Below are 20471 nucleotides of genomic sequence, written 5' to 3'. Positions count from 1 at the left end.
ATGGCGCAGTCTGTGTTTTTTGTGCCTTTTGGTGGGAGTTAAATTATTCAAAGAACTTGCTAACACGACCGCTACGGGCTGACAATGATCCGGTAATAACCTTGCGGGAGGGAGCCTTCCCACTCGGCGCGTTCGATCTGGCGGGCCCAGGCCTTTCCGGCCTCCCCCCCCGCGGCGGACGAAAGCGGCAACAGCGAGCCGATGTTTCCGGCACCGGCCCGGTAAAGGATGTATTCGAGCGCCTCGGGCTCGGGCGGGACCGGCAGGATACTCTCCCCGGTGTCGAGCGTGAACTCCCCCATTGCGCGCCCCGTGCTGGCGTCGCGGACTTCCACCCGGGCGACACGGCCGGAGGTTTCCGCCGACCGGGGAGGCTTGGACTGACCGTAGGTCGTGACGCCGTCGCGAGCGTAGCGGGCGAGCAGCCCCTCATAGCTCAGAGGCCCCTGCTCGGCCCCCTCGGCAGACCAGGAAAGGCTGGCCGTGACCGGCAGATTCAGCTCCGTTTCCAACAAAGCCGCTCCGGGCGAAAGCATGCGCAGGGCGTCGTTCTCGCCACGGGCGTTGAGCGCGGTGGGCAGAAAAAGGGCTTCGGAGTCGAGCAGCAGCCATTGTTCGAGCCGGATCATGCTCTCGTCCTGTTGCTCAGGGCCGTTCCAGATAATAAACGGGCGCGGCTGCTCGTGGGCCTCGGCAGGCTCGGACACGACCCGGAAAAGCAGAAAACCGGCCAGATGGATGCCGACTCCGAGCACCAACGCCACCCGCCCCAGCGGCGAATGCCACCAGCGTTGCAAGCGGTGCAGGTAACTACCGTTCTTGCCTTTGCTCATGGGTTGTAGCTGCCGAAGGGTTCGGCGGAGCCCTGCCCTTTCCAGACCTTGTCCGAGACGGAGCTGTTAGCGGCGATCTGCAAGGCCTCGTACCCGGCCTGCCGGGCCAGCTCGGCCAGTTCGAGCAGGGTCTGCATGGGGAGTTCGGCGTCGGCCTTGACCAGCAGGACGCCCTCGCCGGTGACTTCGCCGCGCTCGATCAGGCGCTGCCAGCCCTCCAGCGTGATGACACGCCCGTTGAGGATCATCATCTCGTCGCTCTTGTAAGTGAGCACCGCCAAGGTGGAGATACCCGCCGGGGCCGGATTGTCCATCACGGGGAGCCGGATCGACTCGCCGGGAGCGAAAATAAAACGTGACCCCAGCAGCATGAACATGATGCAGATCAGCAGCACGTCGAACAGTGCCGCCACATCAAAGCGCGCATCCGGCGGGCTCAGGTGGCGTTCGAGTTCGAGGGGACGGGTCAGGGACATGGGTGGGGGAAATGGCTAATTGTTAGTGGGTTAAATGACTGAAGCACTTCAATTAACCATTTTCTTTTTCGGTGTCGCTCTCCTCCTCAGGCACGTCGCGGTGCAGGAACTGGATAATATCGTTGCCGACCCACTCCATGTCATGGACGAGCGCCCGCACCCGCCCGTGGAGGAAGTGGTGCGCCAGATAGGCCATGATGGCGATGGCCAGCCCGGTCGCCGTGGTGATAAGCGCCTGCGCCACGTCACCGGAGAAGTTCGAGGCGTTGGCATAAGGCCCCTTCTCCTGCATGGTCAAAAAGGCGTTGAGCAGGGCGACAATCGTGCCCAGCAGCCCCAGCAGGGGGGAAATCTTGGCAATGGCGGCGATGGTCCCGACCCGGCGCTCCAGTGAGGGTATCTCGACCAGGGCGGCGTCACGGATCGCGCCGCGCATTTTTTCCTCGGACTTGTCGTGGTTGAGCAGGGCGGCCTTGACCACGCTGGCGACGGGGCCGGGCGTCTCCTCGCACACGGTGAGGGCTTCGAGCAGGCGGCGCTTGCGCACGAGGTTCTTGATGCCGTCCACAAAGGTGTTGGTCCGGATCTGGCCCTTGTGCAGGTAGAGGGTCCGCTCCACGAAAAAGATGAACCCGATCAGGCTAAGCACCAGCAGCGGCCACATGAGGGGGCCGCCGCGTTCGATCAGAGAAAAGTCAAAAATACCCATGAGGTTTAAAGCAAAGCAGTTAATGGGCGGGAGGCCGGGCGGTAAAGCCTGGAATCTGCCGCCGAAGGATCAGTTCGCGGGCACGCCCTCCTTGTTGAGGCGGGCCTGGGCCAGATGCCAGCCGGGCAGGCGGTTGCGCACGAGGATTTCCAGAGCCTGGACGGATTCACGGGGCTTCCCGTCAGTGGCCATCATGTCGGCCAGTCGAAGGAGCGACTTGGCCAGCCAGACGCGGCCCGAGGGGGAGAGCGTGGGCTCGACCTCGCCGCCGGGAGCCCCCTGCGTGATGACTTGCCAGAGCGCCTCTTCGGCCAGGTTGCGGTTCCCGGCCTCGCGCAGGCAGTGCGCCCAGGCGAAGCCTGCCTCCAGGCGGAAGTCCAGCGGCGCGTCGGGCCGGTCGAAGAGGTTCTCCAGGTCGGCGGCCACGGCGATGAGCCGCTGCGGCTCGCCTCCGGCCTGAGCCATGAGGGTGTTGGCACGGTAAAGCTCGACCAGATAAACATCCGGACGCTTGCCGTTGAACTGCTGGATAAGGTTTTCGTAGGTCTGCTGGGCGAGGCTGAACTCGTCCAGCTTACGCAGAATGTCCCCCTGCCGGATGCGGGCCGGGAAAACCAGTTCGTGCGCGGGGTATTTGGTGGCAAGTTCCTCCAGGTACTTGAGGGCCTCGGTCAAGTTACGCTCCTGCCCCTGCGCTTCGGCGGCCATAGCCCCCTCGTAGAGCGCGATAGCGGCCTGTGGGGTGTTCGGGTAGTCGTCGGCGATCTTGCGATAGCTCAACTGCGCCTCGTTGTAAATCCCCTGCGCCACGAAGTAGCGGGCTTCTTCGAGGTAGGAAAGCACGGCGGCATCGCTGGTGGGGAATTTCTCCCGCAGGCTGGCGTAGGTGGCGAACGCCTGCTCATTGCGCCCGAGCCGAAGAAGCGCCCGCCCGCGCAGGAACATGGCGTTGGCCGCAATCAGTTCGCGGTCGGCCAGAGGCACGTCGGCGGCGGGAGTGGCTCCGACCTCGGCCAGCAAGCTGTCCGTCATGGCGGGAATGTCCTCGTACTGATTGAGGTCACTGGCGAGCTTGATCTCCAGCCAGCGCAGGCGAAGCCGAAGCGCCGGGGGGATGGTCCCGGCGGCGGGCTGGTCGAGGATCGTGCGCAAGCGGCTGAGCGCGGCCTCGGCCTCTCCGGCCCGGGCCATGGACGAGGCCAGACTCCACTCGGCCTGCCAGCGGCGCTCGGGGGTCGAGTCGCTGATGTCAAAAGACTTGTTGAGCACGTCGCCCGCCTCCACGTAACGCTTTTCCCGGATCAAGGACTCAACGAGTTGAAGCAGCAGATCACCGCGCTCCTTGGGCAGGGGCTCCTCGTTGAGGACGGCCTCATAGACTTCGGCCGCGGCCTGATAGTCGCCGTTGAGGAAAAAGCTGTCCGCCACCAGCCGCCCGTAGTAGCGGTGTTCGCGACCGGGAGGGAGCGCCTCGCGGATCTGGTTCAGGTAATCGGCGGCGGTGCGGTAGCGCGGAGGCGTGGCGTTCCAGGCCTGAAAGGCGAGCAGCCGGATGGCGTCGATGCGCAGGGGCGAGCCGGGGTAGCGCTCGATCAGTTGCTCGGCGTCGCGGATGGCCAGTTCCGGCTCCGGTTCGGCCTTGTTCAGCATGAAGCGCGCGCGCAGCAGGAGCAGTTCGTCGTTGAGCGGGTGGTTGGGCTGGCTAATCAGTTCGTCGAGCAGTTGGCGGAATTCGGCCGGGTTGGTCTCGGGCAGACTGGAGCGGCTGAGGATGTTCAAGGCGATAGCGGCGGTTTCCTTGTCGCTGGCCGAGCGAAGGATCTCCTCCAGCGCGAGTTGCCCCCGCTGGGAGTCTTCCCCCGCCACCAGCGCGATCAGCAACAGGATCTCGGTCTGCTCGGGCTTTTCCTGGTCGGTGAGCAGCCGGAGCTGATCCTGAAGCACCTCAATGGCCTGAGTCTTGCGCCCGAGCAGGTCGAGCACGATGGCGTACTGCCGGGCAAAGCCGAAGCCCACCCGCGTGCCCCGGGTCTCCTCGACTTTTTTCTGCAACAGCTTGGCCATGTCTTCGTTGGCCTCCCCGGCGACGATCTGGTTGCGGAAAATCTCGGCCTCGAAGTCCGAACGCTGCGTCTCGGTGACGGCCTTTTCCAGCGCAAGCTTGAAGTTCGTCTCGGCCTTGGAAAGGCTCCCTTCTGAACGCTCCCTCAGCCCCTGCAACAGGTAATACCAGGGCTGGTATTCGAGCGAAAGATTTTTCGGGGAAACCTTGTTCAGGTAGCCCTTTACCGCCGACATGTCTCCGGCGTAGTAGGCCAGCAGGGCGCGGCTGAGGCGTTCGCGGGGGTCGTCCACCACTTCGGGCAACGCGTCGAGCAGGCGCTGCGCGGGCACGAGCTTGCGCTGGCTGATGAGCGCGACCGAGAGCTTGAGGTTAACCTCCAGGCGCAGGTTCTCGGGGATGGAATTGTCGGAAAGCGCCCGCAGGTAAAAACGCTCGGCCAGCGTCGGCAAGCCCGCCCGCAGCGCGTCGTCCCCGGTCGTGATGAGGTGCGCGGTCGCCGCAGCCACGGCCTGAGGGGTTTCCTCCGTCAGCAGGGGCGTCGTTTCGACCGGTTGCGCGCCCAGCGAGACGGCCAGGAAACCCGCCGCTACCGGTACGCCGCGCAGCATCCGCCGCCACATCCTTTTTAAAGACACTAACACGGTATATACTCTAATTCAGATGCGTGCCCGGCTGGCAAGCCTACACCGGCACAACTCTTTAGCAGACAAGACAAGAACACCGGATTATCATTGCCATTACTTCTAACAGACACAAATATCATAAGCTTTCCGATTATGAAGACCGTTTTCGCCGTTCGTGAGACCGACCCCCGTGAAACCCGCGCCGCGCTCATCCCCGAGCTGGCAAAGAAGTTGGCCGCTCTCGGTCTGAAAGTGCAGGTCGAGTCCGGGCTGGGTGCCCGCGCCGACCTGCCCGACGGACTCTACCGCGAGGCGGGTGCCGAAATCGTGACCGACCGGGACGCCGCACTGGCCGCCGCCGACATCGTCCTGCGCGTACGCAAGCCCGATGCCGACGAGTTGCCCCGGCTCAAGCCCGGCGCGCTCCATATCAGCTTCCTCGACCCTTTTAACGAAAAGGAACTGCTGGGCAAGCTGGCCGCGGCCAAGGTTAGCGCCGTGAGCCTGGAGATGATCCCGCGCACCACCCTGGCCCAGAAGATGGACGCCCTCTCGTCCCAGGCCAACCTCGCCGGTTACGCCGCCGTCCTCATGGCCGCCAACCGCATGAGCAAGATTTTCCCCATGATGATGACCCCCGCCGGAACGCTTTCTCCGGCCCGCATCTTCATCATCGGCGTCGGGGTGGCCGGGCTGCAGGCCATCGCCACCGCCAAGCGCCTCGGCGCGCGTGTGGAGGCTTTTGATACCCGCCCGGTCGTCGAGGAGCAGGTGAAATCGCTCGGCGCGAAATTTATCAAAGTGGACCTCGGCGACACCGGCCAGACCGCCCAGGGCTACGCCCAGGAACTCACCCCCGAGCAGCTCGAAAAGCAGCGCCAGGGCATGGCCAAGGCTTGTGCCCAGGCCGATGTGGTCATCACCACGGCCAAGCTCTTTGGCCGTCCGGCCCCGAAGATCGTCACCGCCGACATCCTCCGCCAGATGAAGCCCGGCAGCATCATCGTTGACCTCGCGGTCGAGGGCGGCGGCAACGTCGAAGGCGCGAAGCTGGGCGAGGAAGTTTTAACCGACAACGGCGTGCGTATCATCGGCCACGAGAACATCGAGGGCTATTACCCGCAGCACGCCAGCCAGATGCTCGCCTCGAATTTTTATAACTTCATCGAGCACTTCTGGGACGCCGAAGCGGGCGAGTTCAAGTACAACCTCGACGACGAGATCCTCAAGGGCTGCCTGCTCACCCGCGACGGGCAGATCATCCACGAGCGCTTCAAATCCGGCTGAGCCCGCACCAACTTTCAAACTCTCAAACTTTCAAACTTTCAAACGTTCAAACTCCAATAACATGGACCTGGTACTCCTCGTATTCATCTTTGTGCTGGCAGCCTTCCTCGGCTTCGAGCTGATCAGCAAGGTTCCCTCGCAGTTGCACACCCCGCTCATGTCGGGCTCGAACGCCATCTCGGGCATCACCATCGTGGGGGCGCTCATCGCCGCCGGTGAGACCACCGGCACGCTCTCGGCCTGGCTCGGCTTCGCCGCCGTCGTGCTGGCCGCGATCAACGTCGTCGGGGGCTACCTCGTGACCGACCGCATGCTGGGCATGTTCAAAAAGAAAGACGCCTCCAAACCCAAGGCCGACTAACCCCGCCCCGCGAACCGCACACGAACCCGACTTTCCAGCGCAAGCAACATCATGGATACAGCAGACATGCTCATCAACCTCGCCTACATCGCGGCGTCGGTTATCTTTATCTTCGGCATCAAAATGCTCGGCTCGGCGGACACCGCCCGCAAGGGCAACCGCCTCTCCTCACTGGGGATGCTCATCGCCGTCGTCGTCACGCTCTTTAACCGCGACATCATCAGCTACCAACTCATCATCGTCGGCCTGATCGTCGGCAGCCTGATCGGGCTCATCGCCGCCCGGCTGGTCAAGATGACCTCCATGCCCGAACTGGTCGCCCTGCTCAACGGCTTCGGCGGCCTCTCCAGCCTCCTGGTCGGCTGGGCCGAGTACGAGCGCATCACGCATATCACAGGCACTACCGGGAGTTTGAATGAAAACGGCGAGCTCATCACAAAGACGATTATCGACCTGAGCCACTTCGACGCCTTCACCGCCGCCACCATCGCCCTGGCCATCCTCATCGGGGGTGTGACTTTTACGGGCAGCGTCTACGCCTGGGGCAAGCTCTCGGGCAAACTTTCCGGTCGCCCCACCCTTTTCAAGGGCCAACGGGCGCTCAACGCGGTCATCGCAGCCCTCATCGTCGTCTTTGGGGTCATCATGACCGTGAGCGCGCCCCACGTCGGACCGGGGCAGATTTACCTCCTCATCCTCCTCTCGCTCGCGCTGGGCATCCTCGCCGTCATGCCCATCGGCGGCGGCGACATGCCGGTGGTCATTTCGCTGTTGAACAGTTGTTCCGGCCTGGCCGCGAGCGCGGCCGGCTTCGTCATCGGCAACAACGTGCTCATCGTGGCGGGCTGCCTGGTCGGCGCGTCCGGGCTGATCCTGACCGTCATCATGTGCAAGGCCATGAACCGCACCCTGGGCAACGTGCTCTTTTCCGGCTTCGGCTCGACCGTCCAGGCCGCCTCCGGCAAGGCCGAGGGCGAGCTCAAGCCGATCAGCGTCGAGGACGCCTACTACGTACTCGAAGCCGCCCACAACGTGGTCTTTGTCCCGGGCTACGGGATGGCCGTGGCGCAGGCCCAGCACGCGGTCAAGGAACTGGCCGAGCTGCTCGAAAACAACGGGGCCGAGGTCCGCTTCGCCATCCACCCGGTGGCGGGCCGCATGCCCGGCCACATGAACGTCCTGCTGGCCGAGGCCGATGTCCCCTACGAGCAGTTGGTCGAAATGGACGACGTGAACCCGACCATGAGCACGGTTGACGTGGCCATCGTCATCGGGGCCAACGACGTGGTCAACCCGGCTGCCGCCGACGACCCGAGCAGCCCGATCTACGGCATGCCGATCATCAACGTGCACGAAGCGCAGACGGTTTTCTGCCTCAAGCGCGGCAAGGGCGCGGGCTTCTCCGGCCTGGAAAACGTCCTCTTTCTGCGCCCCAACGCCCGCATGCTCTACGGCGACGCGAAGGCTTCGATCACGGGGCTGGTCACGCAGTTCAAGGAGTCCTGAGCCTTGGGCTTTCCGGCTGTTTTTTAAAACCGTAAGCTTTTAGAGAAAAAACTTCACCGGGAAGAGAAAGTCGCTTGACAGCAGCCGGTCCTGGCGGTTTTCTCCTCCCTTTCACAACTGCTCAGGTGGTGGAATTGGCAGACACGCTGTCTTCAGGCGGCAGTGCCGCAAGGTGTGAGGGTTCGAATCCCTCCCTGAGCACCACTTTTCAGCCCGCACCGTGCGGGCTTTTTTGTGCATTAAAACGCGATAATCGCACGGGCGATCTGTAGGCCGCGAAACCACGCGAAGGAAACGCCGCCACCACTCGACAAGACGAACCGCAAATGCCCCTTTGAGTCTCTATGGAAGAACTCGCCACACAGCTTGCCAGAGCGTTTCAAAGGACACCGTAGCCATAATATTTGAATGGCTAAATGGCTGATTGCTAATTGTTGGATGATGAACGCAGGAAATAACAATTAACCATTTAATCATTTAGCCATTCGACCTTTTTGCGGCGGCTGCGACTTTATTTAAAACAATCTAGTGTGCCGTGAGCTAAGTTCCTCGCATAAGTTTTGGGGTGCAACCCAGTTTGGATGTTCCTCAGGGATTGTTGCTTTTAGCCAAGCTAAAAGCAACAATCCCTGACGCGATGCGGCAGCATCGAAAGTGCAGGCTATGCCTGCTGCGGGGTTTGGGGGCGCATAGCCCCCAAAAATTATGCAGCAAACTTCGGTAACCGCACACTAGTGTCGTGTTAGCTAAGTTCTTAACAAATGTTAATGGCCACAAAAAGGCACAAGAAGCACAAAAAACTTCGTGGATACAGAGGTCGCTCTGCGTCTTTGCGCCTCTGCGGTGAAAATATTTTTATCAGGAACTAAGCTAACGGGACACTAGTGTGCTGTGAGCTAAGTTCATCGCATAAGTTTTGGGGGTGAAACTCAGTTTGGATGCTCCTCTGGGATTACGGCCTTCAGCGCCGCTGAAGGCCGTAATCCCAGACGCGATGCTGCAAGCATCGAAAGTGCAGGCTATGCCTGCTGCGGGGTTTGGGGGCGCATAGCCCCCAAAAAAATATGCAGCAAACTTAGCTCACGGCACACTAGCGAACGAGCATAGGCTTTTCCAGGTGAGCGGCGAAGGCTTCGGCCTCACGGCGGCCACGGATCAGGGTCGGGACGGTCACCGTCTGCCCGTCGGCGGTGTGGATGAGGGCATTATAGAAGACGCTGTTGCCGGAGGACATGGCCTGCTTGACCTCGATCCGGGTGATCGTCTTGCGGGGGAGCGTGCTGGTTTTTTTCATCCCAAAGCGCCTACTGCGGACCTCCAGCCGGTCCGGGTAGCGGTACACGCGGACGTAGCTCAGCAGCGACGAGCCAACCCCGTAGCAGACAAACAGCCCGAAAAGCAGAAAGACGACGGGAAAAAGCTTGGGCATGCCGCTGTTCCACGCGAAATACGCGAAGGCCACCATCCCGCCGCCGATCAGCAACGGGAAAAACAGCAGGGCCAGGTGCCGCATGGGTTTGAACTCCAGTACCTCGGCACCGGAAAGGTCCGGACGCACCGTCAACCCGGCAATCGCGCCCAGTTCGGGTAACGGCGTAGCGGAGCCGCCAGTGCCGCCCGTGGCCGAGGTGGTCGCGCTCGGCTGCTGCGCATTGGGGTCGCTGTCTTTGGTGTGGAAGACCGGGACGCGGAAAGACGCCTTGTAATCGAGGCCGGGCGCGCGGGCCGTGGCAGTCAGCTCCCAGTAGTCCTGCGAGCCGTCCCGGCGGCGCTGGGTCGGATGGCAGGTGTAGGGGATGAAGAAAAGCACCGGCAAGGCGCTGCGGGTCGGGTCGTCGGGCATCGCTTCCTGATCGAGCACCTGCCGCGACTCCCAGAGCGTTTCGGTGTGGGTGCGGCGGTTCTTGCCCGAGCCACTGGTCCACTGGTGGACGTTGCGCAGGGTCAGCGTAAAGCCACCCTGATGGCGGACATGGACCCGCGTCAGGATCAGCCCGCCGAGATTTCCGCCTATGACGCCGGGGATCTCCGCCAGTTCAAAGACCGACGTGCCGTATTTGCGCCAGCGCAGGATCTGGTAAACCGCCGCCCAGGCCAGCCCGAGACCAATCAGGGGGAACAGCAAGAAGATCAGCAGCGCCGGGTTCTCGCCGAGATTTCCACTACTGAGCATAACGAGGATCACGGTCCACGAAACGCCGTTCCAGAACAGGGCGAAGGGGATCATGAACAGCGCGCCGACCAGGTTGCTGTCCTTGATCCGTCCGGAGGCCCAGGTCTTGTTGTGCATCCAGGGCTGGTCCGGGTACTTCCGGGCCAGCCGTGAGCCTTGCCGGGCCGCCGCGATCACACGTATCCCGCCGACGATGGCCCCCACCCCGAAAAGCAGAAAAACACCCCCCACGAGACCGCCGATAAAATTGGGCGTGCCCGATTCCTCACGGAGCAGGCTGGCAAGCAGCTTGAAGCCGGTGCTGGCGAAAATACCGCCAAAGACGAACAGGACGATGGCGGCAATCCAGGAGCCGATCTGGACAGAGGATGATGAGCGGTCAGACATGCGGAGAAAAGACGAACAGGGAAAAACACTCGGGTACGGGCACCCGGTTCAGAAGCTGTTGCCTACACGAGGCACCCCCCTCCCCCGAGAAAAGCCGCACGGGTGAGGCGGCGCAGACTTTCCCGGCATACACAGTCAGCCCGGAGAGAGCCGGGCCAGCCGGTTACTCCTTACCCGTGACAAATTCGAGCGTGCCGTCGGCCTTGAGACGACGATAGTAGCAGCCGGAGCGGGCCGTGCCGGAGCTGTCCTTGGTGTGGCAGGCGCCCTTGCCCTTCGGGCGGACGAGGTAGAGCAGGGAATTCTGCTCGCAGTTGACGCGGATCTCGACGATTTCGAGGTAGTCCCCCGAAGTCTTGCCCTTGATCCACAGCTCGTTGCGGGATGTGCTCCAGAAAGTGGCCATACCTTCGGCCCGGGCGGTGTCGAGCGCGAGCTGGTTGGCATAGCCGAGGATAAGCACCTCACCGGTGTCCACATCCTGCGCGACAGCGGGCATCACGTCCGCGCCGCAGTCGGCGACCTTTTTCAGCTTCGTAAAATCCAGGCTCAGGACGGAGCCTTCTTCGAGTTCCTTGCTCATAAATATACGTTTGAAAGTTTAAGAGTTTGAAAGTTTAAGAGTTTTAAGCGGGGCTGCCAAGATTGAAGCCTCAACCTCATCGCAATAAACCACTTTAGAGCGTTTCAAAAATTACTGTAGCCACAAACTTTGAATAGCTAAATGGCTAATTGTTAATTGTTGGATTCCGAACGTAGGAAATAACAATTAACCATTTAATCATTTAGCCATTCGGCCATTTTGTGACGGCTACGACTTTATTTGAAACGCTCTAAACAGTGACAAAGCCCTTTGACCAACTCTCAAACCTTTAAACGCTCAAACTCTCAAACTGAAATCGCGGTTTTACCGCGATTTCACAGCCCCAGCCGGAAGGAGTGGGCAGCGAAACCGGCCCCGAAGCTGGTCAGCCAGAGGTCCTTGCCGTCGAGCGGGGCGTTGTCGCCCTTGAGGTACTCGTCGAGCGCGAAAAGGACGGACGGGCTACTCATGTTACCGTAGTTGGCCAGGACGACTTCGGCCTCATGCAGTTCGTAGTTTTTGAGCTTCTTGGCCACGGCCACAAGCACGTCGCGGCCTCCGGCATGGGAGAGCACGTGAGCGATCTGGGAAGGGTCCTGCTTACGGAAAAGCCCTTCGACCGCGATCCCGGCTTTTTGCGGGACGGAGAGGTGCAGCTTGTTGCGCAGCTTGCCATCCTTGTTCTCGAAGCGCAGCAGTTCGCGGTCCTCGGGGAGGTGGACGGTATCGAAATTACGGGCCTGGAGGCCGGTGGGACCGGGCTTGTCAGTCCAGATGCTGGCCGATGCGCCATCGCCAAAAAGACAGAGCGAGACGAGCACGCCGGGGTCGTCGTCGAGGTAAAAGGCGGCCGAGCAGATTTCCACTGCGATGACACCAACCTTCATGCCGGGGTTGGCGGCGATGAGACCCTCGGCGGCGCGCAGCGTGGGGACGGCAGCACCGCAGCCCAGGCCGACGATGTCCTGCAGGTAGGTGTCCCGGCGCATGTTCAGGCGCTCGGCCACGTAGCTGGTGATGCCGGGGCAGATGTACCCGGTGCAGGTGCACACGATGAGGGCGTCGAGTTCGTCTGGCTTGAGGCTTGCCTGTTCGAGCGCGTCGGTCAGGGCGTCGGCGGCGAGCAGCGGGGCCTCGCGTTCAAACTCACGGTTCAGTTGCCCGGCGTCCTTCTTGAAAACATTCTGGATGTCCGGAACGGCCAGATGGCGCTTTTCGATCCCGCTGGCTCCACTGATGAGGACTTTCTCCAGGATGTATCTGGAGCGGGGCAGGAGCTGCTTGAAAGGCTCGGTCGGCTGGAGCATTTCCCAGCACTCTTTCTGGGTGTAGGCGGTCGGCGGGACGCGATTGGCGAGAGCTTGAAGATACATTAATACGTCAGGTTGAACAGGAAGTGAAAGGCAATCAGCCGCGGCGGGCAAGCGTGTTCAGGTCGCCCCCCGGTGTGGGATTAATCGCTGCACGTAGGGCGTTCCGTCTGCCGGAAAGCTGAGAAAGACCCACTAAACTTGAAAAATCCAAGGTGCTTGCTTCCTCCCTGGCGGGCGGATTGTCAAGCCATGATGCACACGCACGGGCATGCAAGCCCCGGGTTTGGACGTGATCGGGGCGCTTAAATCGGCAAAAAACCCTTTCTGACCTCCCCCTCCACCCGCAGCGATTCCCCACCGCATGAGGGCCTCCGGCCTGGCTCGCCCTCCTCGACAGTGGAAGGCCAGGGCAGAGAAAAAAAGGAACCCTTCTCCGGGGTGCAGGACGAAAGAATTCGCCGTTGTCATCGGTATGAGCCGGTGTTATGGCCACAACGCATATGTTTTCCCTTAATTTTCTCTCCCGTACCCGCCCGGCGTTCCTGATGCTGCTGCTGGGAACCCTTGCCCTCGGCGCACAATCCGCCCCGAAGCCCTTCGGCGTGCTGCGGCTCCCCCCCCTGCCCTCCCTGCCGGAGAAGATCAACGCCTTCGGCTACGCCACCGACACCAATCAGACCCTGCAATTCCTGACGCTGTTCACGCTCGGGCAGATCGGCTACCCAACCTTTCCGGGGGCTTCGCGCACCGAGAATTCCGGGCTGGTGGGCTTCGAGACGGGCCTGCCCGGCGACATAGCCTACGCGCTGGTGACGAAATTCTCCGCCGGAAGCTCTGTCCCCGCCAAGATCCAGCAGGTCGGCGGCATGGCGGTGAAGGAAGTCGGCGGGTGGACTGTGATCGCGCCCGATCAGGCTTCCCTGCACTACGTTAATGCCAACAACATTGAAGGAATCCTCCAACTCGTGCGTAAAAAGCGCGTCTTCGACTTTGAATTCGAGGTCACGCGCTCACGCGAGGATATGCAGCGCATGCGCCAAAGCCTCAGCGGCTCAAAGGCCGGAAGCGACCAGCAGGGGCTGGCCCTGGCCCTCGCCTTCATGGAGAACGTCCAGTCCTCACTTTTCGGGATCAACCTCGACACCGAGCGCTTTCAGGTCGGCACGCGCCAGGTCGCCTGGCCCGACACCCCCGAAGCCGCCCTGCTCTCGGCCCCGGCGGGCGGTGAGGTCTCGGTGGCACGCTTCGTGCCCGCCACGGGTAACGCGGGCGTCATCTACCATGTCGATCCGGTAGCCGTCAGTGACTACCTGAAAGTCTTTTTCCAGCGCATGGAGGCCACAGGGGAACAACCCGAGGCCGCCCAGCTCCACGACAAGCTGGAGCAGACCCTCAACACCATCGCCAAAGACTGGGACGGCACCGGGGCCTATCGGCTCGAATTCCAGCCCGAGCAGGTGGACTACGCCGGAGTCGTCGGCGGCGACTGGGAGCAGGAACCCTTCAGCCAATTGCTCGACGAGCTGTTTTCCGACATCATGCCAGCCCTGTTGGAGGAAATCCCCGTCCAGCAGTACGCCAGCGCCGTGCAGATGGCCACCAGCACGACCAAGGCCGCCGGGCCGATCTCCTCGGCCCTGCCCGGAGCGGTCGGTAACGTCGTGGCCGGGGGCAGCCTCAACACCCTCGATCAGTACGAGCCGCCCACCCACCAGATCGTGGACGGGATGATTGTCATCTCCAATCAACCCGAGCGCCTCGAAGAGCTGGCCGCCGCCGTCGCCGCCGACCGGGCAGCCGACGATCCGCTTTCCGACCACCTGTCACTGAAGGACGGCCAGGCCCTGCGAGCCTACGTGGACCTGAAGTCCGTTTACATGCAAAGCCTCCGGCAGATGAACCTGCCGGCCTCGCCGAGCACGACGCTTGTCCTGAGCAATCTGGCCGCCACCCCGCTCGAACCGATGACTATCGAGGTGGACACGGGCAACAACACCATGACCGCCCTGCTGACCCTCCCGGTGGAGACGGTCCGTATCCTCTCCGGCACGCTCCAGCAACTCAAGCAGAGCAGTTCCGAGCAACGCATGCACTAAGCGCTGTTTCAAAATTCTTTTCCGGGGCTGCGCGCCCCGGACCCGCGGCAGGCAGATTGCTGGTCCAGCCGGACCCTGCACTTTCGATGCTGCTCATCGTGTCAGGGATTACGGCTTTCAGTGAAACTGAAAGCCGTAATCCCTGAGGGGCACTCAAACTGACTTACCCCCAAACGAAAAAGGCTCCCTCGCAAGGGAGCCTTTTTTTCGTAAAAGGAAGTCTATGCGGACCAATGCCAAGCGGGATTCGTCCGGTAAACCAAATCGACTAGAAGAGATTCTTGATCGTATCGACAGCCTTGTCCACGGTTTCATCACCAGTGTCAGTAGCGCCCTTGATGATGTCCAGGCCGGCCTTGGTCGGGTCTTTGGCGATCTCCTCGACCTGCTTGCTGATCTGTTCGATGACCTGCACGAGCACATCGGAGAGGACCTTGTCCACCAGTTCGGCGGGGTTGATGCCCTCGGGGGATTCGTTCTGGAGGATGATGTCGGGGATCTCGACCTTGATCGACTGGCCCAGCACGGTGGCGTTGGCCTTGGCCCCGGTGACGCGGACGTTGTGGATGACAAACTTCTTCTGCGAAGCGGCGGCGGGCGGCTGCTCAGCCGTGGCCGGAGTGGTGGTAGCGGGAGCTTGCGCGGCCTTGCCGGAGAAGTCCTTCACATTGTCGAGGATGGTTTGCAGGTTGCTCGACGTAAAAGTCTTCGTGATGTAGTTGAACTCCGCGTCCGTGATGGTGATCTCATCGATCACGATGATGTCGCTCATGAGCGAAGCGGGCTGGAGCGAGACGCTGATGTCCCCCAAGCTGAAGGCGTTGGCCGGCGGCTGGAAGCTTTCCGGGTTGCCGACCTGGAGGTCGCCGATCTTGGCGCTGCCCCCGAAAACCGAAATGCCCACGTCCTTGACCGTGACCGAGGTCTGGGTGGCTTGCGGTCCGTAGGTGTTGATGGCGTACTTGACGCTCTTGCTGACGATATTATCCAGCGTGAAGTAGAGCACCACACCGGCGATGATGACGAGTGCGACGAGCACTAGAAGGATTTTTTTGATCATAATAGAATGAATTAAGGTGGGTTAAAGAATGCGGACCCGCGCAAGAGGTGGCAAGGCTGGAAAACCGCTTGAGGCATCGACCTGGTTCACGTTACGTCCGGTTAAAATCTCCGCCCCTACGGCTCGTTGCGAAAACCCGCCTAACCGACACGCTCCCGGCGCCCGCGTCGGAGGAGGCTGGCAATCAGGCCCAGAAGCCCCCCCGCCGTGAAGCCTGCCACGTGGGCAAGGATGTCGGTCTGCTCCCCCCCGGTGCCGGTCATGACGAGCACGGTCAGCCCGGCGGCGAGCGGCACGAGCCGCGAGCGCAGGCGCTTCATGCCCTCCGGGTTGAAGCCGACCGCCAGGGCGTGCCCGACGAGCAGCCCGAGCGCGCCAAAAATTGCCGTCGAGGCCCCCAGCGAACGGTACGCGGTCTCACGATAGAGCCACGCGCACAGGCCGTTTCCCATAACGCCGCTGGCAATGACCAGCAGCCAGCCCAGCCGGTTGCCAAATATCTGCACCACGAGCCAGATCAGGCAGAGGCCGGAGACAAGGTTCCCCGCGAGGTGGGCGATGTCGGCATGCAGCAGCAGCGCCGTGAAGCAGCGCCAGAGCTGCCCCGCCCCGGTGACGGCCTGCGAATCGTTCATACCCGCCTGTTCCAGACCGGGCCAAAGCTGTTGCCCGATAAAAAACGCCACCAAGACCCCAGCGTAAATCCACAGCCCCAGCGCGGCGGGGTGGCTTTCGACTTCGACCGGCGCGGGCGGCGGCCAGGCGGCGTTCTCCTGCTCGTAGCGGTCGAGCTGCTCCTGCACCGCCCCGGCATGACAGGTGTCCACGCAAAGCAGGTAGCGCCCTTCCTCGTGGATCATCCGGTAGGAGAGCCGCATGGAGAGCACCACGAGGGCGCGTTCGTTAGCGGCCCGGAAGCTCTCATAGGAGCCGACCACGGTCAGACCTTCGGGGACGGGAGCTTGCACGTGTTTAGGGTTGCCGGGCGCGGGCGCAGGCTCAAGGCTTTTCCACATGGAAACCGCGCAATCCCTGAGCCAGATCGACCAGCTCAAGCGCATGGTCGGCGGCTGGACGCAACGGCCCTCCTGGGACGAGTATTTCGCCTCCATGAGCATCCTCATGGCCTCGCGCTCGCCCTGCGAACGGCTCCACGTCGGCTGCGTCCTCGTCTCCGCCGGCGAACATAAAAACCGCCTCGTGGCCGCCGGGTACAACGGCTTTCTGCCCGGCTCGCCGCACCTCTCGCGGATGCGCGACGACCACGAACAGGGGACCGTGCACGCCGAGCAGAACGCCATCGCCGATGCCGCCCGGCGCGGGGTCAGCCTCGACGGGGCCACGGCCTATATCACGCATTTCCCCTGCATCAACTGCTCGAAAATCCTCTGCGCGGCGGGGATCAAGGTCGTCAAGTACCTCGACGACTACCGCAACGACTCCATCGCGCTGGACTTGCTCCGCGAAGCCGGAGTCGATGTGATCAAACTCTAGGTCGTGTTAGCTAAGTTCTTAACAAATGTTAATGGCCACAAAAAGGCACAAGAAGCACAAAAAACTTCATGGATACAGAGTTCGCTCTGCGTCTTTGCGCCTCTGCGGTGAAAATATTTTTATCAGGAACTAAGCTAACGGGACACTAGGTCGTGTACGCAAACCTCCTGAACATCGGATTCTTTATCCCTTTTCCGCCCAAAATGATTTCCCTCAACTCAACAATTCGCCAAATTGCCTCGCTTCGAGAGCCTCATTTTTGCCTAAAAAATGGCAGAAAACTCCTCGTCGTGAGGTTTGCGTACACGACCTAGCCCTTCTCATGCCCGACGATGTGAAGCCCTTTTCCGGTTCTCTGCTGGTCGCCCACCCCGGCCTGCACGACCCGAACTTCCGTAAAAGCATCGTGTTGCTCTCAGCCCACGACGAGGAGAACGGCTCGCTCGGCGTGATTATCAACCGCCCCACTGGCCAAAACCTGGGCACGCTGAATGGCGAGTACGCCTTCGGGCCGCTCGCCCAGGTGCCCGTGTACGAAGGCGGCCCCGTCCAGCGCGACCAGCTCCTGCTGGCGGCCTGGCACTGGCTGCCGGAGAGTTCCGCCTTTCGGTTGTACTTCGGCATTTCTGAGCAGCGGCTGACGGAGTTGATGGCCGAATCGCCGGAGCTGGAAGTCCGGGCTTTTCTCGGTTATGCCGGGTGGTCAGAGGGACAACTCGAAACCGAGCGCCAGCAGAACGCCTGGCTCGTCATCCCTGTCAACGGCCATATGATGGAAGGGCTCGACGGCCCGGCCATGTGGCGCGAAATCCTCGCCAGCACCTGGCCCGAACTCGCCTTCCTCGCTGACGCGCCGGACGACCCCACCCTGAATTGAGGCCAAGGCTATTCTTATTTTTTAACCACAAAGGCACAAAGACGCAAAGGCTTTGAGAAGGATAGGCCGCGTGGCCGAGTTCCTGTGTGGGGTCCGGAAAGAAACCTCCGTGCCTCTATGCCTCCGTGTGAGCTCTCTTCCCTCTCCCCGTGCCCCGAACTCTACTTCCGCCATAAAAAAAACCGCCCGGAGTGACCGGGCGGTTTTGGAAAAATAGCGGAATCGGACGATCCCCTGGCGTTTGCTTACGCCTAGTGCTGGGCCAGCACGCTGATGAAGTAGCCGGCTACCAACGCGGTCCCGATAACACCGGCCACATTCGGGCCCATAGCGTGCATGAGCAGGAAGTTGCCCGGATCGTACTTCTGGCCGACGACCTGCGAGACGCGGGCGGCCATCGGCACGGCGGAGACACCGGCGGAACCGATCAGCGGGTTGATCTTGTTTTTCGAGAAGAGGTTCATGAACTTGGCCATGAGCACACCGGCGGCGGTGGCCACCCCGAAGGCGATCACCCCGAGGGCGAGGATCTTCAGCGTCTCGCCCCGCAGGAAGCGTTCGCCGGTCATGGTGATACCCACGCTCGTTCCCAGGAAAATCGTCACGACGTTGATCAGTTCGTTCTGGGCGGCCTTGGAAAGGCGCTCGGTCACACCGCACTCGCGCAGGAAATTACCCAGCAGGAGCATACCGATCAGCGGCGCTGCCGGCGGAACCAGCAGGATACAGAACACGGTCACGATCAGCGCGAAAAGCAGCTTTTCGAGCTTGGAGACCTTGCGCAGCGACTTCATGCGGATCTTGCGTTCCTTCTTGGTCGTGAGCGCGGTCATGATCGGGGGCTGGATCAGCGGCACCAGAGCCATGTAGCTGTACGCGGCCACGGCGATGGGAGCCAGCAGGTCCGGCGCGAGGGCGTTGGCGAGGAAGATCGAGGTCGGACCGTCGGCCCCCCCGATAATCCCGATGGCCCCTGCGGCCTGTGGTGAAAACCCGAGCAGGATGGCCCCGATGAAGGTGGCGAAGACCCCGAACTGCGCGGCGGCTCCGAGCAGGAGCGTGCGCGGATTGGCGATCAGCGGGCCGAAATCGGTCAGCGCGCCGACACCGAGGAAGATCAGCGGCGGGAACAGCTCCAGCAGGATGCCTAACGAAATGTAGTGGTACAGGCCACCCGTGTGGTCGCTGTAAACGCGCAGCAGCGGCTGGCCCTTGTTCACTTTCTCACCGGCCCCGACGTAGAGGCGGCTGATGTTGCCGGAGGCGTCGGCCCAGACGAGGTAGTCCTCGGGGCTGATTTCAATCGTTGTGCCGTTGAAGGGGACCGCGATGCGCTTCTGCAGCAGCTCGGGGTCGCCCCGGTCAGGCCGGATGACGGCCATCAGCGTGCGCTCGTCGAGGTTCTGGATGGCGTTCTCCTCTTCAAAGAGATTCACCAGATCGGCCTCGTCGGAAAACTTGGTCAGGTGCCCCACCCGCTCGATCGGCACGTGAGGCAGGATGACGTTTCGCTGTTCATCGGCATTGACGGCGACGACTGTCCCGTTGACCGGCGAAACCAGTTCCCCGGCGGGCTTGTTGATCATGCCCTCGGAAGGCAGGTTCGCCAGCAGCGCGCCGAAGGCGATCGGCACCAGCAGAAGCGGTTCGAAGTTGTGCCGTACCGCCAGGTACAGCAGCACACCGACGACTCCCCACATGACCAGCATGCGCCAGTCCAGATGGAAGAATCCGGTGTTCAGGATTAGGTCGATTAATTCGCTCATGAGCGCAGTTGCCCCCTGTGGGTGTTGGATGGAACCGCCGGAGCTTAGCTAAGCGCCAGCAGAGGTTGACCTTCTTCGACCGCGTTACCGGCGCCGACGTGGATGGCCGAAACCGTACCGGCGTGAGGCGCATTGACAAAAGTGTTCATCTTCATCGCTTCGAGCGTGATCAGCTTGTCGCCTTCCTTGACGGCCTGGCCGGGCTTCACATCGACCGAGACGACCACCGCCGACAGGGGGCTGACCACATCGCCGGCACCGGCGGGTGCGGCAGCGGCGGGCGCGGGGGCCGGAGCCGGGGCGGCCACCGGGGCGCTCACGGCAACCGAGCTGGCGGCGACAGGCCGGGGAGCGGCGACCGGGGAGGCATCTTCCTGGCCGATAACTTCAACTTCGACCTCGTAGGTCTTATTCTCAACCGTAATGCGGAGCTTCTTCATGTGCGTAAAGTCTTTCTGTAATTAGTGTGCGGATCTCTCGGGTGCTTATCTAACCTTGTGGGAGCGGAATATCTCGCGGCGTCCTTCGGCGGCCCAGTAGCGGTCCGCAGACGGGCGGATAGACAGGATGCGGTGCGGGTGTTCCAGCGTGGTGTGAACGGCGGCGGCAATCACCGCCACCACCTCGGGGCTGATCCCCTCGGAAGCGGCGGGCGCGGCAGCGGCCGGAGCCGGAGCGGCGGCGGCCACCGGCTTCGGGGCAGCCGGCTTCTTCATCGAGAAGATAAAACCGACCGCCTGGGTCACACCGGCCAGGATGGCCAGCACCACGATGACGAATACAAACCCCAGCATGATGTGGAGTGAGTCCTCGAACTGCGACAGCAGTGAGGCCAGGGAGCAAGTGGCTGCGAATGTCATGG

18 protein-coding genes and 1 tRNA gene are annotated in these 20471 nt (G+C 61.9%); 7 read left to right on the top strand and 12 right to left on the bottom strand.

The window, feature by feature from the left end:
• Positions 1–71: 71 nt before the first annotated feature.
• From H5P28_RS01960 to H5P28_RS19975, 4 genes are all read right to left on the bottom strand, one after another.
• Positions 72–833 (bottom strand): hypothetical protein, encoded by a 762-nt coding sequence (locus H5P28_RS01960; protein ID WP_185674014.1) that lies wholly within the window; start codon positions 831–833, stop codon positions 72–74.
• A complete protein-coding gene (locus H5P28_RS01955; protein ID WP_185674013.1) occupies positions 830–1309 on the bottom strand; it encodes an ExbD/TolR family protein in 480 nt (159 codons plus the stop codon). The genes H5P28_RS01960 and H5P28_RS01955 overlap by 4 nt, the downstream gene beginning before the upstream one ends.
• Before the next feature lie 52 nt (positions 1310–1361).
• A complete protein-coding gene (locus H5P28_RS01950; RefSeq protein WP_185674012.1) occupies positions 1362–2018 on the bottom strand; it encodes a MotA/TolQ/ExbB proton channel family protein in 657 nt (218 codons plus the stop codon).
• 69 nt (positions 2019–2087) lie between these two features.
• A complete protein-coding gene (locus tag H5P28_RS19975; RefSeq protein WP_185674011.1) occupies positions 2088–4718 on the bottom strand; it encodes a tetratricopeptide repeat protein in 2631 nt (876 codons plus the stop codon).
• A 141-nt stretch (positions 4719–4859) separates the two neighbouring features.
• Here H5P28_RS19975 and H5P28_RS01940 point away from each other — a divergent pair, with 141 nt between their 5' ends.
• The 4 genes from H5P28_RS01940 to H5P28_RS01925 all read left to right on the top strand — a co-directional run bounded on the left by H5P28_RS01940 (position 4860) and on the right by H5P28_RS01925 (position 8064).
• Complete coding sequence (locus tag H5P28_RS01940) at positions 4860–5993, top strand: Re/Si-specific NAD(P)(+) transhydrogenase subunit alpha (protein ID WP_185674010.1); 1134 nt, start codon at positions 4860–4862, stop codon at positions 5991–5993.
• Positions 5994–6054: 61 nt separating this feature from the next.
• Positions 6055–6354 (top strand): NAD(P) transhydrogenase subunit alpha part 2, encoded by a 300-nt coding sequence (locus tag H5P28_RS01935; protein WP_185674009.1) that lies wholly within the window; start codon positions 6055–6057, stop codon positions 6352–6354.
• Positions 6355–6405: 51 nt separating this feature from the next.
• On the top strand, positions 6406–7860 hold the full coding sequence (locus tag H5P28_RS01930) for an NAD(P)(+) transhydrogenase (Re/Si-specific) subunit beta (protein ID WP_185674008.1): 1455 nt from the start codon (positions 6406–6408) through the stop codon (positions 7858–7860).
• Positions 7861–7979: 119 nt separating this feature from the next.
• A tRNA-Leu gene (locus H5P28_RS01925) sits at positions 7980–8064 on the top strand.
• Positions 8065–8950: 886 nt separating this feature from the next.
• Here H5P28_RS01925 and H5P28_RS01920 read toward each other — a convergent pair.
• The 3 genes from H5P28_RS01920 to H5P28_RS01910 form a co-directional block, all read right to left on the bottom strand.
• Positions 8951–10420 (bottom strand): YdbT family protein, encoded by a 1470-nt coding sequence (locus tag H5P28_RS01920; protein WP_185674007.1) that lies wholly within the window; start codon positions 10418–10420, stop codon positions 8951–8953.
• A 163-nt stretch (positions 10421–10583) separates the two neighbouring features.
• Positions 10584–11003, bottom strand: coding sequence for a phosphoribosyl-AMP cyclohydrolase (locus H5P28_RS01915; protein WP_185674006.1), 420 nt, complete (start codon positions 11001–11003; stop codon positions 10584–10586).
• A gap of 335 nt (positions 11004–11338) precedes the next feature.
• Complete coding sequence (locus tag H5P28_RS01910; protein WP_185674005.1) at positions 11339–12376, bottom strand: type III polyketide synthase; 1038 nt, start codon at positions 12374–12376, stop codon at positions 11339–11341.
• Between the two features lie 440 nt (positions 12377–12816).
• Here H5P28_RS01910 and H5P28_RS01905 point away from each other — a divergent pair, with 440 nt between their 5' ends.
• Complete coding sequence (locus H5P28_RS01905) at positions 12817–14412, top strand: hypothetical protein (RefSeq protein WP_185674004.1); 1596 nt, start codon at positions 12817–12819, stop codon at positions 14410–14412.
• 268 nt (positions 14413–14680) lie between these two features.
• Here the strand turns inward: H5P28_RS01905 and H5P28_RS01900 are convergent, their stop codons facing one another.
• Positions 14681–15472: a DUF748 domain-containing protein gene (locus H5P28_RS01900; protein ID WP_185674003.1), complete on the bottom strand. Its 792-nt coding sequence runs from the start codon at positions 15470–15472 to the stop codon at positions 14681–14683.
• A gap of 140 nt (positions 15473–15612) precedes the next feature.
• Positions 15613–16488: a rhomboid family intramembrane serine protease gene (locus tag H5P28_RS01895; RefSeq protein WP_185674002.1), complete on the bottom strand. Its 876-nt coding sequence runs from the start codon at positions 16486–16488 to the stop codon at positions 15613–15615.
• Here H5P28_RS01895 and H5P28_RS01890 point away from each other — a divergent pair.
• Together H5P28_RS01890 and H5P28_RS01885 are read left to right on the top strand one after the other, a co-directional pair.
• Positions 16487–16966: a deoxycytidylate deaminase gene (locus H5P28_RS01890; protein WP_221773333.1), complete on the top strand. Its 480-nt coding sequence runs from the start codon at positions 16487–16489 to the stop codon at positions 16964–16966. The genes H5P28_RS01895 and H5P28_RS01890 overlap by 2 nt on opposite strands.
• Positions 16967–17288: 322 nt before the next feature.
• Positions 17289–17843 carry a YqgE/AlgH family protein gene (locus H5P28_RS01885; protein ID WP_185674001.1) on the top strand — a complete coding sequence of 185 codons (555 nt, stop codon included), beginning with the start codon at positions 17289–17291 and terminating at the stop codon, positions 17841–17843.
• 251 nt (positions 17844–18094) lie between these two features.
• On the opposite strand, the gene H5P28_RS01880 is transcribed toward H5P28_RS01885, so the two are convergent.
• The 3 genes from H5P28_RS01880 to H5P28_RS01870 form a co-directional block, all read right to left on the bottom strand.
• Complete coding sequence (locus H5P28_RS01880; protein WP_185674250.1) at positions 18095–19543, bottom strand: sodium ion-translocating decarboxylase subunit beta; 1449 nt, start codon at positions 19541–19543, stop codon at positions 18095–18097.
• Between the two features lie 110 nt (positions 19544–19653).
• Positions 19654–20049, bottom strand: a complete 396-nt coding sequence (locus H5P28_RS01875; protein ID WP_185674000.1) for a biotin/lipoyl-containing protein — start codon at positions 20047–20049, stop codon at positions 19654–19656.
• Between the two features lie 45 nt (positions 20050–20094).
• Positions 20095–20469 (bottom strand): OadG family transporter subunit, encoded by a 375-nt coding sequence (locus H5P28_RS01870; protein ID WP_221773332.1) that lies wholly within the window; start codon positions 20467–20469, stop codon positions 20095–20097.
• Positions 20470–20471: the final 2 nt, after the last annotated feature.

It is taken from the genome of Ruficoccus amylovorans (assembly GCF_014230085.1).
Taxonomy (GTDB): domain Bacteria; phylum Verrucomicrobiota; class Verrucomicrobiia; order Opitutales; family Cerasicoccaceae; genus Ruficoccus; species Ruficoccus amylovorans.
The sequence above is the reverse complement of the archived record's forward strand: the minus strand, read 5'-3'. Positions and strand labels throughout refer to the sequence as shown.